The organism is Sphingomonas oryzagri, assembly GCF_029906645.1.
In the GTDB taxonomy this organism is placed as follows: Bacteria; Pseudomonadota; Alphaproteobacteria; order Sphingomonadales; family Sphingomonadaceae; genus Solisphingomonas; species Solisphingomonas oryzagri.
Window position 1 is genome coordinate 2,206,930 of sequence record NZ_JARYGZ010000001.1, and the last position, 14,587, is coordinate 2,221,516.

The 14,587-nt window shown below is 61.7% G+C and carries 12 protein-coding genes; 8 read left to right on the forward strand and 4 right to left on the reverse strand.

Annotated elements, in window-relative coordinates:
- Nucleotides 1-8: 8 nt before the first annotated feature.
- Together QGN17_RS10660 and QGN17_RS10665 are read left to right on the forward strand one after the other, a co-directional pair.
- Nucleotides 9-887, forward strand: a complete 879-nt coding sequence (locus QGN17_RS10660) for a hypothetical protein (protein WP_281044452.1) — start codon at nucleotides 9-11, stop codon at nucleotides 885-887.
- 39 nt (nucleotides 888-926) lie between these two features.
- The gene (locus QGN17_RS10665) at nucleotides 927-2,294 is read left to right on the forward strand and encodes an outer membrane beta-barrel protein (protein ID WP_281044453.1); all 1,368 of its coding nucleotides are present in this window, start codon (nucleotides 927-929) and stop codon (nucleotides 2,292-2,294) included.
- Nucleotides 2,295-2,326: 32 nt separating this feature from the next.
- On the opposite strand, the gene QGN17_RS10670 is transcribed toward QGN17_RS10665, so the two are convergent.
- Together QGN17_RS10670 and QGN17_RS10675 are read right to left on the reverse strand one after the other, a co-directional pair.
- Entirely contained in the window at nucleotides 2,327-3,802 is a 1,476-nt protein-coding gene (locus QGN17_RS10670) for an oligosaccharide flippase family protein (RefSeq protein WP_281044454.1), read from the reverse strand.
- 215 nt (nucleotides 3,803-4,017) lie between these two features.
- On the reverse strand, nucleotides 4,018-4,734 hold the full coding sequence (locus QGN17_RS10675) for a response regulator transcription factor (RefSeq protein ID WP_281044455.1): 717 nt from the start codon (nucleotides 4,732-4,734) through the stop codon (nucleotides 4,018-4,020).
- A gap of 403 nt (nucleotides 4,735-5,137) precedes the next feature.
- Between QGN17_RS10675 and QGN17_RS10680 the strand changes: the two genes are divergently transcribed.
- The 5 genes from QGN17_RS10680 (at nucleotide 5,138) to QGN17_RS10700 (ending at nucleotide 10,672) form a co-directional block, all read left to right on the forward strand.
- Nucleotides 5,138-5,548, forward strand: coding sequence for a VOC family protein (locus QGN17_RS10680; protein WP_281044456.1), 411 nt, complete (start codon nucleotides 5,138-5,140; stop codon nucleotides 5,546-5,548).
- A gap of 299 nt (nucleotides 5,549-5,847) precedes the next feature.
- Complete coding sequence (locus QGN17_RS10685) at nucleotides 5,848-7,458, forward strand: MBOAT family O-acyltransferase (protein WP_281044457.1); 1,611 nt, start codon at nucleotides 5,848-5,850, stop codon at nucleotides 7,456-7,458.
- A gap of 99 nt (nucleotides 7,459-7,557) precedes the next feature.
- Entirely contained in the window at nucleotides 7,558-9,456 is a 1,899-nt protein-coding gene (locus QGN17_RS10690) for an HAD-IIIC family phosphatase (protein ID WP_281044458.1), read from the forward strand.
- Nucleotides 9,453-9,701: an acyl carrier protein gene (locus QGN17_RS10695; RefSeq protein ID WP_281044459.1), complete on the forward strand. Its 249-nt coding sequence runs from the start codon at nucleotides 9,453-9,455 to the stop codon at nucleotides 9,699-9,701. The genes QGN17_RS10690 and QGN17_RS10695 overlap by 4 nt, the downstream gene beginning before the upstream one ends.
- Nucleotides 9,701-10,672, forward strand: coding sequence for a hypothetical protein (locus tag QGN17_RS10700; RefSeq protein WP_281044461.1), 972 nt, complete (start codon nucleotides 9,701-9,703; stop codon nucleotides 10,670-10,672). Before QGN17_RS10695 ends, QGN17_RS10700 begins: the two co-directional genes overlap by 1 nt.
- Nucleotides 10,673-10,760: 88 nt before the next feature.
- On the opposite strand, the gene QGN17_RS10705 is transcribed toward QGN17_RS10700, so the two are convergent.
- Entirely contained in the window at nucleotides 10,761-11,420 is a 660-nt protein-coding gene (locus tag QGN17_RS10705) for a PIG-L deacetylase family protein (RefSeq protein ID WP_281044462.1), read from the reverse strand.
- A 75-nt stretch (nucleotides 11,421-11,495) separates the two neighbouring features.
- Nucleotides 11,496-12,290, reverse strand: coding sequence for a hypothetical protein (locus QGN17_RS10710; RefSeq protein ID WP_281044463.1), 795 nt, complete (start codon nucleotides 12,288-12,290; stop codon nucleotides 11,496-11,498).
- Nucleotides 12,291-12,921: 631 nt separating this feature from the next.
- Here QGN17_RS10710 and QGN17_RS10715 point away from each other — a divergent pair.
- Nucleotides 12,922-13,542, forward strand: coding sequence for a LuxR C-terminal-related transcriptional regulator (locus tag QGN17_RS10715; RefSeq protein WP_281044465.1), 621 nt, complete (start codon nucleotides 12,922-12,924; stop codon nucleotides 13,540-13,542).
- The last annotated feature ends 1,045 nt before the right edge of the window (nucleotides 13,543-14,587 follow it).

The window sequence follows — 14,587 nt, forward strand, 5'->3', positions numbered from 1 at the left end:
AGGCCCCCATGGAACGCATTCTGTTCGGAGACAATCAGTTCTTCGGCGTCAACCATATGTCCGAGGACAAGGCGAGATTGCAGATGATGCAGTTCGCGAAGCTGGACGCGGTGATGAAGACCTTGGCCGCAGCGCGCGACGCGGGCATCGCCGGGTTCATGTGCACCACCCACGACAGGATCTCCGAGGTGGTGGATGCCGTTCGCAAGGCACCGGCGGAATGGGAGAATTTCCACTTCTACCCATGCATGCCCTATGCCCATAAATATGCCAATGCAGTGACCGAGCTCGGTTATATCGACGCCATCCGGAAATTCATTCCGAGCGGGGGAATTTTCGACACGGCGCTGCGCGGGAGCAAGGCGCTGCTGAGCCGCGACATGGCGAGCCTCGCCACCCTGCTGGTCGATGCCGAAATGAAGCCCTTCGCGGGCGTCTCGACGCCCGTCGTCTTCGTGCAGAATGTCGTCACGGACCTGATACTGGGATTGGGCTGCTGGGATGCATTCGGCATATTTTCCGATCATATCCGCAAGAAGTACCGAGCGGAGGCCGGTTTCATCACGATGAACCTCCCGCAGTTGCTGCCCGCGCTCGACGCGACCGGGCTGAGCAACCCGCTCGTCTGCGCGAATGTGAACAAGATCGGATTCAGAATGTCGGGCGGAATCGAGGCGTATCGCGTCGCGACGCAGAAATATCCCGCGCGCGTCATCGCGATGTCCGTCCTGGCCTCCGGCGCGATCCCCGCATCCGAAGCGATCGAATGGGCGATGAACGAACCCTATGTCCAGTCGATATTGTTCGGCGCCTCGAGCGAACGTAATATCCGTTCGACCGTGGATCTGATCAGGCGTTTCGACGCGGATCAGGCTGTTGCGGCCTGATGCCGGGTCGATGAGGGCAGACCTGGGGGGTGAGGCAAAATGACCGTAGAACGCCGGGTACGGCGCGCGTCCGCAGGCCTGCTGGCCACCGTTGGCATGGCGGCCTTCGCGACCGCACCGGTGCGTGCGCAGGAGGCGACGCTTCCGCAGCTCGATCCGGTTACCACCCCGATCATCGAAGAAGGCGGGGTCGAGCTCGACGTGACGCGCCGCCACCGCAGCGAATTCGATCCGCGCGGCATTCCGGTCGGAAGCTGGACCCTCCTGCCCTCGGTCGCGGCGCATCTCGGTTATGACAGCAATCTCTATGGCGCCCAGATGGGCAAAAGGTCCGGCGGCTTCGTCGAGGTCGAACCGGCCATCGGCCTGCGATCCAATTTCTCCGGCGGAAGCGTCACGATGCAGGCCGATGGCCGCTTCAGGCGCTTCTTCGATCAATCGCCGGCCGATGAAACCAGCTACAATGCCGCCCTCGACGGTCGATATGATGTGTCAGGCACTGCCAGCCTCGATGCCGGCGGCTCGTTCGGGCAACTGATCGAACGCCGCGATTCCAGCGGCTTCCCCGACGGTGTGGTCGAGCCGGTCCGGTTCCTGCAAGCGAACGGATATGTGCGGGGTCGATACGAGCCGGGAAATCTCCGGGCGATCGCCTCGATCGACTACACGCACTTCGATTTCCGCGATGCGACGACAATCGGCGCCGATGGGACCGCCACCCGCCTCGATCAGAGGGTTCGCAACCACGGGATTGCACGCGCGAACCTCAACACCGCCTATGCGATCACCCCGGATCTCGGCATCTTCGTCCAGGGCACCGCGTCGATGATCCGCTACAGCAGGGCGGAGATCGCGCCCGGCATTCCCAATCTCGACGCCAATGACTATACCGCGCTTGTCGGCGTGACGCTTGGCAGAGGCCAAATCATGCGCGGCTCGATCGGCGTCGGGTACAACTGGCGCGACTACAAGGCAGGATCGCTGGGCCATATTGGCGGCATCGCCTTCAGCGCCGACCTGAAATATTTCATGACTCCGCTCGTCACGATCTCGATCACGGGTTCACGCACGCTTGAGGAAGCGGTCGTCCAGAACGCCGCTGCCGGCCCGGTGATCGTGACGAAGGCGAGCGGACTGGTCGATACGGTCGTGTCGATGCGCGCCGATTACGAGTTGCTCCGCCCGCTGATCCTCAATGCCGGCGTGACCGTTCGCCGCGCGAATTTCCGGAACGATCCGCGCCGCGACACCGTAATCGAGGCGAGCGTGGGTGCGACCCATCATATGAGCCGCGCCCTCGCGTTGGACGTCAGCGCATCCTATCTCGACCGGAAGGTCAGGGGCGATCCCAACGCATTGAGCTACGATGACTTCAACATCAGGCTCGGCGTGCGGTTAAGCCTTTGAACGGATGTCTCGCCGCTGGCGCTTGATCGATATCATCCCGGCTCGATGTCACGCCTCGGGCTGCGCTCCCCGACAAGGGAGACCGCGATGTCGACAAGCATCTGGAACAAGCCAGGGGCGAACAGCCTCAACCACAGCCCGTAGAAGCCGATGCCTGCGCCGATGATCAGCGCAAGCCGGATCGTCGGCGACCAGTCCTGCGGGAGCATCCCGTGCAATCCCCAGATCAGCGCTGCCATCGCCAGCGAGGCAACGACGGACGGAAACAGCGCGTATGCGATGTCCCGCCAACTCAGATCGAGGTGGACGATGGCGAAGCGCATCCGGACAGGCGTCACCAGCAGGGCCGTCATCGAGGCCGCGGCGGCGAGCGCGGCGGGGCCTCGATGGACAGCCAGGAAAAAGACCACGATGTTGCTCATTGCGGCGATCGCAGACACCAGGGAATCGATATGCGATCGTTGTCCGACGAGGAGCGCCGACGTCGCGAACTGACCGAGGGACAGCGCATAGCCACCCGCCGCCAGACCGACGAGTACCGGCGCGACGGCCGACCAGTTCGGGCCGAGAATAGTGGCGACGAGATCCGGCGCCGCCGCCGCCAAGCCGGCAAAGGCCGGAGCAGTCGCCACGCTGGTCAGTCGCAAATAGCTCAGGAACGATGCGCCGCGATCACGATGATGCTCGATATTGGCGAGCATGGGCACGGTAACGGCCGATATCGTGTTGACGAGGACGAGTGTCGCCGAGAGCATGATACGCTTTCCGGCATTGTAGATGCCCGCACCGGCCGGCCCGAAAAAAGCGGATGCGAAGAAGATGTCGGCATCGTTGGCAAGCGTGTTCCAGATCGCAGCGAAGGAGATATGCCGTGCCCCCAGGACGGCATTTTTCGTATCCCGCCAGTTCAGGATCCAGCGCGGCCGCCAGTCGGACGCGCTCCACAACACCACCAGGTTCACCACGTTGATGGTCAGTTGCTGGAAGATCAGGCTCCACAGCTCAAAACCGTGGAGGGCGAGTGCAATACCGACTGCGCCGCCTATGACGACGGACGCGATCGATCGGAGCGCCAGCGCCCGGAAATGCATGCCGCGCACGAGCCACGCCCCATGGGTTCCGGCCAGGCCGAAGGCGAGAAGGATGAGCGCGACCGGCCTGAGCGCCGCGCCGGCTTCGGGGCTACCGATGAGGCGCGCGATCCCTGGCGCGAAGATGATCATGCAGGGCGTAACCACGCCGGACAGGATCGCGGACAGGGTGAAACAGACGTCGAAATCGCGCCGTTGGACACCGGGCTTGGCCGCCACCGCGCTCGACAGGGGATCGATCAGGACGCGGCGCAGGCATTCCATGGTCGCGAGGCAGACCGCGACGATTCCGAAATTCTCCTTGGATACGAAGCGCGCGATCACCAGGAAGGTAAGCAACGACAGCCCCTGTCCTGCTCCTTGGCCGATCACCGCCCAGAATGTGCTGCTTCCCGTGCTCCGGGTACGGCCGGTCATTGAGAGAAAAGCCTCCGGATCCGACCGACCGAAGCCGCTTTGCAGAATATCAGTCCGGTCTCGCCGATGCCGCATGGGATCTGCCTCGTCTGGGCTGTACGCACGATGTGCGTCGTGATCTTCGTCGCGCCGACTTCACGGATGCACGCGTGAGGTTTGTCGCGGACCGGTCTTACCGCGCCGGCCCAACGAGGCATCATACAACGATTGCGTAGTTAAGAATCGCCATTGTGACAGTGGCCTGTGCACTCGGCATCGCATGATTCCTTGTCGGCGGACGGGACATTCTCGCCCATTGCCCAGATCGCGGCCTGGGTCCGGTTCTGAACGCCGACCTTGCGGAGAATGGCCTTGACGTGAACCTTCACCGTCGCCTCGCTGATGCCGAGCTGCCGCGAAATGATCTTGTTGGAATAGCCGGCGACGAGGCAGGCCAGGATCTCGACCTCGCGGGTGGACAAGCCCACCGCCGTAAAGGAGTGGTTGATCCCGTTGCCGTGGGCTGACGGATGCGCACTATCGGGTAGCGCCTCGACAAGGCCCGAAGGCATCACTTTCTCGCCCATCGCGACGAGGCGCAACGAAGCGACCAGCGCGAGAGAAGAGATATCCTTGATCATGAAGGCGTGGCAGCCTGCCCGGAAGCACTCGATCATCACCTCGAGGTCAAACCTGTCGGAAAGCACGGCAATTCTCGATGACGGGAAGGCTTTCGCCGCCATGGTCACGAAATCCGGCCCCATCGTGTCCACCATGCCGTCGATCAACAGGACATGACATACCCCCTCCTCAGCTTCCCCCCGGAGCTTGAGACTGGAAAGATCGGAACCCGTGTCGACGATGGAGAAGCCGTGTTCGTTCAGTATCCGGCCAAGCCCTTCCAAAGAGATGGGCACCTGACCCAACAAGGATATCTCGATCTGAGATCGCATTGCCGTTCCCCTTGACGGTTACGATTTGTTCTCCGCAAAAAATAGGAACACATCCCGATCTGGGCGGAACGGCGGATCATCGCAAAGGTACGTTAGTGCAACATCGAAGAAAAACGGACTCGGCCAACGTACTAGTTCCTACGGATAATCCTGCGAAAGCCGATGGTGCAGCTGACGGACACATGATGCCGGCCGCGAGCCTATCGGTGCGGAATTAGTTTTCAGGCGTAGATCGCGCTCAAACACGCCACCGCGAAAGCGACGGATTTTTGGATAATTCGGCGGGATCGAAGCGCCAGATATCTGCTTTCAGCGGTGTCGACGGAAGGACTAAGCAAAACGCACGATATCCATCAAAACGCCCTGACATTACGCGTCAACGACGCGATCGGGGGAAGCTCACATGCAAATGTTCGGAAACTATGTGCTCCATCATGTCGGCGTGATCTTCCCTACGATCACGGATGCCGAAGATTTCATCGCACTGATGAACCTCGCGGAGGATTATCGCGGACGCGTCGATCAGTGGGACTGCCTGTGCATCTTCACGAAACCGGCCTCCGGTGCCGCGATCGAACTGGTGATACCCGCAGGCGGGCCCCTTCAACGGTTCAACAAGGGCGCCGGCGGCGTCCACCATTATGCCTACGAGGTCGCGGATATCGGGCTTGCCAGCCGCGATTGCGAATCGCGCGGCATGAACATGCTGCTGCCCGCACCCATCAAGGGCGCGGGCGATTTCCTGTGCAATTTCATCGCTCCGCTATCGCTTCGCGGCGTACAGATCGAACTCGTCCAGCCAATACGGTCATGATGTTCGATCAGCGTCGGCTGTCGACTGCACATGAGCGCGGAATCGTTCGTGGTATCTTGCCATAGACGCGCCGATCGTTGGTCGATCGCTTTCGACCTGCTCGAAACACCTTTCCATCCGGTCGCCCCCTTCGGAAAATGGATTAGTTCCTCCGATCGGAATACTTGATCCGTTAACATCCTTACACTGCTTCGCGAATGGCGGGGGACGATCCATGACGCTTTTCCATGCGGGAAACCGTATGCCCGCAGCTGTGGGCGAGCGTCTTGGAATGGCCGCGCTAGGGGGGCGACGGCGCGATGCTTTTTAATTCCAGCACGTTCCTTCTGGGCTTCCTGCCGATCGTCTTCGCCGGATTTTGCGCGTTTTCGTTCAGCCGGCTGAAGGGCTTTGCCGGCCTCTGGCTGACCGTCACATCGCTCCTCTTCTATGCATGGTGGCGCCCTGCCGGCTTGCCCATCCTGATGGTGAGCGCAGTGGCAAACTACCTCGTCGCCGGACAATTGATCCGCCGGCGGAACCAGCCTCTGCTGATCGCCGCGATCTTGGCGAACCTGGCGGCGCTCGCTTATTACAAATATGCCGGTTTCCTGACAGTCACGGCGAACGAGGCGCTGGGCAGCAACCTGATCGTTCCTCACATCGTGCTGCCGCTGGCCATTTCCTTCTTCACGTTCCAGCAGATCGCCTATCTGGTGGATGCGAGCGATGGAGAAGTGGAGGAACACAGCTTTTCCAACTATTGCCTCTTCCTCACCTTCTTCCCTCATCTCATCGCCGGCCCGATCACCCATCATCGGGAGATGCTGTCGCAGTTCCGCGATCCGGATCGCTTCCGGCCCCGGCTGGACCTCTTCGCGATCGGCACGACCCTGTTCCTGATCGGGCTCTTCAAGAAAGTCATAGTGGCCGACGGCTTCGCGACCACGGTCCGCCCGATTTTCGCGACTGCGGCCGGTCAGGGCGTTCAGACGGTCGAGGCCTGGACGGGTGCATTGTCCTACACGCTTCAGATCTATTTCGATTTTTCCGGATATTCCGACATGGCGATCGGCCTCGGCCTCATGTTCGGCATCTCGCTCCCGATCAATTTCGACAGCCCGCTCAAGGCGCGCAACATCATCGAATATTGGGCACGATGGCACATGACGCTGACGCGCTTCCTGACGGCCTACATCTACAACCCGATGGTCGTCGCGCTTACCCGGCGCCGTGCGCTCAAGGGGCGCCCGATGCCGAAGCGCGGCAAGACGACGGTCGGCGCGTTCGCCACGCTCGTGGCTCTCCCAACGATGATCACGCTGTTCATCTCGGGCGTCTGGCACGGCGCGGGCTGGCAGTTCGTCATTTTCGGCCTCCTGCACGGGAGCTATCTGGTGATCGCCAATGGCTGGCGCGCCTGGAAAGCGCATCGCGGCATTCCCGACAGGAGTAACAACCCGATCTTCATCGCCGGATCGGTGTTGACGACGTTTCTTGCCGTCGTGGTCGGACTGGTCTTCTTCCGATCGCCTGACGTCACGACCGCGATGAGCCTGCTGGGAAGCATGATCGGCCTACACGGCACCACCCTGCCACTGCCTGCCGGCCACCTGCCCGGCGTGCCGGCGCTGGCGCACGCACTGGGCGCGAATATCGGATCGATCGAGCTGGTCGACAGCAAATCCATCGCGAGGATAGTTCTGTTCCTGATCGTCGTCTGGGCACTCCCGAACTCCAATCAATGGTTGGGCAACTACCCGACCGCACTGGGTTTCGTTGCCCGTCAGACCGCAACGGCACGGTTCGCGCCCATTCTGCGGTGGAAACCGCGTCCGGCCTTCGGCGTGGCGTTGGGCGCCATGTCGATGGTGACGATTCTATACGCCGTCTCGGCCGCTCCATCGGAGTTCATCTACTTTCATTTCTGATCGGTCTCGGATCGAGGATTGCTGACATGCCGTATATTCGGACCACACACGACAGACCGCCGGAAACCGGGTCGCACACCGCGCCGCGGGGACGCAGCGATGCTTTCCTGGCTTCCTGAACATCGCGACGCCGGGGCCTGCCTGCGGCAGGCGCAGGCGGCCGGCGACGGGCCGACCATGCTCGCCACGGCAAGAATGCTGGCGGGCCATCGCCGGGACGCGCAGTTCACCAATCGGATCGACCGGCTGGCGCGCGCCGCGCTCGCGGCCACGCCGACGCCGGCGCTTGCCGAGGCGCGTGTGGCGATCCTGTCGTCCCACACGATCGATCACCTCGTGCCGGCGGTTCGGGTTGCGGGCCTGCATCGCGGCATGGTCATTGAGGTCCATGCCGGGGACTATGGCCAGTTTCGCAGCCCGATGATCATGGGATGCCCCTGGATCGAGCGTTTCGCTCCCCACATGATCCTGTTCGCGATCGACCTCCCCGCCCTGCTCGAACCGATACCCCTTTCGGCCGGCCGCGATGCGGTCGAAACGTCACTGGCGCACATCATGGAGGAGCTTCGCCAGCTGTGGAGCCTCGCGCGCGAGCGCTTTGGCGCGCAACCCGTCCAACAGACGTTTCTTCCGCAGGCCTCGCCGCTGCTCGGCTCCAACGAAGCCCTCTTGCCGGCCTCCCCATGGTCCTGCTGCGCTCGGCTGAACGATCTGTTGCGCCAAGCCTCGCAACAGGGAGAGGTGCTTCTCCTCGACGTGGCGAACCAGTTGCCCGGTATCGGCGAAGGCCGCCTTTACGACGAGGTCCGCTGGTATCAGGCCAAGCAGCTCGTCAATCCTCTGGTCGCGCCCGCCTATGGCGAGCTGGTTGCCCGCCTGGCTGCGGCCGTGATCGGCCGATCGCGGAAATCCCTCGTCCTCGATCTCGACAACACGCTCTGGGGTGGCGTCGTGGGCGATGATGGCGTCGAAAACCTCCGCCTGGGCCAGGGCAGCGCGGAAGGAGAGGCCTATATCGCCTTCCAGCGCTACGTCGCGCGCCTCGCCGAACGGGGCATCATCATCGCGGTCTGCAGCAAGAACGATCACGCCACCGCGCGCTCCGTCTTCGATCGGCATCCGGACATGCAGATCGCCTTCGACGACATAGCCTGCTTCGTCGCCAACTGGGCGGACAAGGCGAGCAACCTGCGACACATCGCGCGAACGCTCAACATCGGCCTCGACAGCATGGTATTCGTGGACGACAACCCTGCGGAGCGCGAGATCATCCGCCGCGAGCTGCCCGAGGTGGCCGTCCCGGAACTTCCCGAGGATCCGGCCGGCTACATGCAATGCATTGCCGACGGCGGCTATTTCGAGTCTCTCGGCCTGACATCCGAGGATCTCGCCCGGTCCGGCGACTATACGGCGAACAATCAGCGGGCCGCCGTTCGCGCATCGACCACCGACATGGACGGCTATCTGCAGAGCCTGGACATGACGTTGACGGCCGGCCCGATCTCGTCGTTCGATCGATCGCGAGCCGCACAGCTGATCAACAAGAGCAACCAATTCAATCTGACGACAAGGCGGCGAACGGCGGACGAACTTCATCCGCTGCTGGAAGACGCGCGGAACGTCATCCTGGCGTTCCGCTTGCGCGATCGGTTCGGCGACAACGGCCTGATCAGCGTGATCGTCGCGCGGCCGGATGCCGCATGGTCGGGCGGGGAACTTCTCATCGACACCTGGCTGATGAGCTGCAGGGTGCTCGGCAGGGGGGTCGAGCTTGCGGCGTTGTGCGCGCTTCGCTCCGCCGCCGTCCAGGCCGGTGCGACGGCCCTGATCGGCGAATATCGCCCGTCCGGCCGTAACGGGATGGTCGAGGCGCATTACGAGAAGCTGGGCTTCGAACGGATCGCGGCGGACACGCCCGGCGAAGAGACCTTCTGGCGAATGTCCCTGCAGGACGGACAGGTCGCCCGCCACCATCTCAAATTGGAGCTGACCATATGACGAAGGCCGAAATCTACGACAATCTCGCCGAGGTTATGCGCGATGTGTTCGACGACGACACCATCGCGATATCATCGCAGACCACGGCCCAGGATATCGCCGGCTGGGACAGCCAAGCGCACGTCATGCTGATCGTCGCGGCCGAACAGCGCTTCGGCGTCCGCTTCCGAACGTCGGAATTCGAGGCGCTCCACAATGTCGGAGATTTCGTGGACCTCATCCTGCTCAAGCTCGAGCGCGTATGATGGCGACATCGGCACCGACGCTGATCGCGCCGCGCGAGACGGTCAGACGGCCCGCCATGTTGATATACCTGCTTTCGCTGGTGGCCGGCGGCGCGCTGATGCTGATCGTGCTCGCAGGTTCGCTGCTGGCCCTGAAGGCGACCGACCACCTTCCTCCTCCGCAATTTTCGAACAGCCTTTGCGTGGACGAGAAACTGCTGGCGATGCGACACGATCCGCCGGTCGATCCCAATTTCCTGGTGGTGGGGTCGTCGGTCGCCTGGCGTCATTTCAACGGCACCGCGGCGACGGCCCAGATGCCGGCGCTGCGACCGTACAATGCCGGATTTTGCGGCGCACGCATTTCGGAAACCTACGAGATCACGCAATGGCTGGTGGGAAGGCTGCCATCCGTCCGGCACGTCCTGCTCATCGCTTCGCCGCTCGATTTCGAAAATTGCTCGAAGGATGATCCCACCCAATTCTCGATCGGGGATACCGATCAATATGTGTTCGGCGGCGGCTCGCCATCCCGATATTACGCGCGATATTTCGATCCCGTGACATTGCTTGCCAATGCGAGGATCGTACGCGACGCGCGCACCGATGTGGCCGCGATGGATCCGCTCGTGCAGGATCGATATGGCAGCGCCCCTGCCGAGCCCACGCGCTCGCGCGGCCTATTCTACGGGCGAGTGCAGCCGGACCCGGCTTGCTTCGCCGCCCTCCGCGCGATCGCACAATCGCTGGAAGGGAAGAACATCGCCTTCGATCTTGCGATGAGCCCCGTTCATCCCGGCTGGGAACGGAAATATGGCGGCCCGCGCTTCTGGGTGCCGTTCGACCGACGCATCGCGGCGAGCCTGGCGGGCACGCATGGCCGCCTGCTCCACGTCGCCTATCGCCCCGCGACCGACGCCTGGTACGACGCGGTGCACGTCAGATGGTCTGCCACCCCGGCGCTGACGAGGGCTTTCCTCGCGGCTTCGTAGCCCCGTCGGATGTTCATGTTGGCCCCAGAGCCCGGATGTCGATGTTGAGAACAGCGGCCGGGGTACGAGGCGTGATCGCCGCGCGAAATCAGATGCCCAACACCATTTTGGAGGCGCTGAAAGCCTCGGCAAACCCTTCCGGCGCGTTGCACTCGATACCGCGGATCTTCGCCAGAGACAGGAATGTCTGCGGTGAAAACCAGGATCGATGCCGCTGGCTGGGAAACGCCGCGTAGATCGCCTCGGCCTTCCGGCGCGCCACAGCCTCGGTCAGATGGACATAGGCGTTGGTCCGGCCGAGATCGCCGTCATATTTCGGGATCTCGTATCCCAGAACGAAATGGTCGCGGAACGTGTTGTGGCTCAACGACGCGATGACGGCATGATCCTGATGGGCGTCGCCCATCGAGTGCGTCAGGATGATGTCGGGCGAGGCCGTTCGCTTGATCGTCTCGAACACCGCCTTGATGCCGGGCAGTTCGTGAGGAAATAGGCCATCCTGAAAATCGAATACCTCGACGATCAGCTCGCCGCGATTGCCCATCAAAGCCGCTGCGCTGCGCCGCGCTTCGTCGGCGCGAAGATCGTCACCGCTGAAGACGACCCAGTGCACGATCAGATGAGGCGCCTGAGCCGCCAGGTTGAGCAGCGTGCCCCCGCAGCCGATCTCGATATCGTCCGCATGGGCACCGAGGCACAGGACCCGCAGCGGGCGCTCCATCTTACGAGAAATATCCAGCGCGATCATTCGGATGACTCCCGTTCGCCCCGGATGAGGCCAGAAGTATGATGGTCTCCGCGCGTGCCGAACGCCGACGCGGTATCAGGCAGCGGGGGAAATCATCGCTGCGGGATGTTGCGAGACCTCGATATCGCGGTTCGTCCGCCAGACCTCCCACGGCGCGGATCCACTTTGCTGCATATCGCTCAGGATCTGAACGTCCTTCAGCGTATCGCAGGCTCGCCAAAATCCGTCATGGGGCCTCGCCAGCAGCTTCGCTTCGGCGATCAGCCGCTCGAAGGGCCGTTCGACGAGATCGTCTCCCTCTTCAATGAAGTCGAATATCTCGCGGCGAAACACGAAATATCCCCCGTTGATCCTCAAATCGATATCCGCCGATGACATGATAGCTGTGACAACGCCTCCGCCATCCTGTCGAATATAGTGAAAACTGTGCACGGGATGTACGGCGGCCATCGCTCCGACGGCACCCGGTTTCGCGACAAGAAAGTCGATCATCCCCTGAAGGGGGAGATCGGTCAGACCGTCCGAATAGTTGGCAAGGAACATCTCCTCCTCACCGATATGCCCCTGCACGGCCCGCAGCCGCTGGCCGATGCTCGTATGCATTCCGGTGTCCACGAGCGTGACGTTCCAATATCCGCCGCCGCCATCCGACAGGCGAAAGCATTGGCAAGGGCCGCCCGAAGAAATCGTCGGGATGATCTCCACGCCCATCTCTTCGAAATAGTGCGTAAAGGCTGCGGCCCCATATCCCAGGCAAAGAATGAAATCGGCATGACCGTGATGAGCATAGTACCTCATGACGTTCCATATCAGCGCATTCGGGCCAACCTTCACCAAAGGCTTCGGCAGATCCTGAAATTGTCCGCGCATGCGTGTGCCTAGACCGCCACAGAATAGGACTACCTTCATTTTCGCCCCCTGCTCCAATCTATCCGTCATCTGTAGAACACCGTTGCCCCAGGTGCCCGTCACTTTCGATTAAGACATAGACACTCGCCAATCGCCACGCTGCAAACGGCATATACTTTTGCGCAAAACCCTATCATTCCGGATAAGGGCACGCTCGGCATTCGATCGGTTGGCGATGCGCGCTTCCTGAATCAGCACCGTCGGATTGTCGTCAACACGTGAGGGTGCCGCAGCGTGGCCGGCGTGGAACGGCCGTTTTCAGGGCGTTCGAGACCAGGAGCATCCGGCGCGGCAAGCGCAAACATCTCCGGCCCGATCCCGACCCCGCTCCTCAATAGGATATATCTCGCTGGGTACGATTCCCCATGGGACTGCCCCAAAAGAGAGCATAGCGCGTCGCCGAGCGTCTTGAATTTGTTCGAAATGTATGGTGCATAGCACAAATGCTTACCGAGTCAGGCGTTCAACCCTAGTCCCGGTGGAGTGCATAATGAAGCTAACCATGCTCCTTATAGCGCGACGAGATCTCGAACGAGAAGCCCTAGCCGCCATTTTAACCGACGCCGGATGCAAAATAGGCGTTTGCGATCCGATGGACGATATCGACGATACTTTCGGCGATCCGTCCATTGCTCGATACCAGCTTGCGCTCATCGACGCCCGCATCAAAGACCCGCTGGATGTTATCGCTTCGCTGACGGCTTCCGCGCCATCGATCAAGATTGCCATAATGGTGGAAAGCGCGACGGCAGATCTCGTTCGCAGCGCCTTTGCCAACGGCGTCACGGGCGTGCTCGATCGCACGGTCAGCTTCGCGACCCTGGCTTGCCAGCTGGAGCTCCTCGCTCTGGGCGGGTGTGTCGTCCCCGCAGGATTTGTCGAGACGCTCGCGAAACCACAGCCCCCCGTTCTCTCCGATGTGACGGCCGCAGCAGTGCAGCGTCTCTCGGTTCGGGAGCGGGAGATCGTGCAATGTATCGCGACGGGGATGTCCAACAAGGTCATTGCCCGGCAGTTGCAGCTCTCCGAGCCGACGGTGAAGGTGCATGTCGGTGCCGTCCTGCGGAAGCTGAACCTGACAAACCGGACAAAGGTAGCGGTGTGGGCCGCCTATATCGGAGCCGCACTGATGCCCGCCGTGCCTCTGGTCCATACACATTTCGGAACGGTCCCTTCCGCTGCGGCCCGCTCGCCGCTTCGTGTGCCGCGCTAGGAACCCATCAGCCGCTACCGCGACGGTTGCGGCGTGGGTCCCCGTGCGCAGAGAATGAGACCGTCCGTCTCAGTGTCCGAATCGCTGCTTCGCTTGAGCGAGGCGGCGATTCCGGATTCGGCTTCCGCGCGCCATCCGCTCGGGGGCGGTTCCGATGAGATTCGAACGCCCGTGCGATTTGCTCGCCAGCCACCAGCCCCATTTCTTGCAGGCTCGGAGCCCGATATAAAGGATCAATAAAGCAGGATCCAGATTCCATCTTGTTGCGGAGGTCAGTCCAGAAATCGGTCGCCTCATCATTTCCGCAGGATATGCGCGCTCAAATAGCGGAAGCTCAAAGGTCGTGTTGAAAGTCCGTCGTCAGGACATTTGTTCGCGCCCCTTCGCGTCGCCAAAGGCGTGCAAACGACTACGAAAGAGCAGACCCGCAAAGCACCAGATTTCAGTGGAGAAGAGCCAATCCGAGTGGCCCACTGCGGCCCCGTGTGGAGGGGCCTCTGGCGGAGAGGGTGTCCGCCGAACTTCGCCGATATCCGATTGGAATATCAGCATAAATTCTCCAACTTCTTTCTCTGCCCCCCCTTTCGCACCCCCTTGCCTTTGACGCTTGGTCGCCTGGCAATACCGAGGAAGGAGATCAGACGCCGTCGAGCGTAGCAGACCAGCATACGGCAACGCCAGCCACGATTGAGATGACGAAATTGGCGACCGAATTTAGCGGCGGGAAAATATCCGAGATCCGAATCTGACCTGTAACTTGGCCGCTACTTCGCGGGCATAGCCGCGAGCACGCCATCCCGTCGGACTATGATATGCCCCGACTGCTTCCCAATAATCCGGGTTACGCGAGTAGCCGGACAGGAAAAGCCAGGCTGCAATCCCAACGTTGAAGCAAGTGTCATCCCTGATCCATCTGCGGACGTCGCGAGCATCCCGATGCAAAAGTACCGATATGGTTGGCACCCAGCTGCTGTTCACTTGGAGCGGCCCGAGATCGAAAGTGCCATTGCGATTCGAGATCTCCGCGCCCGCCCAGCCCCGTTCC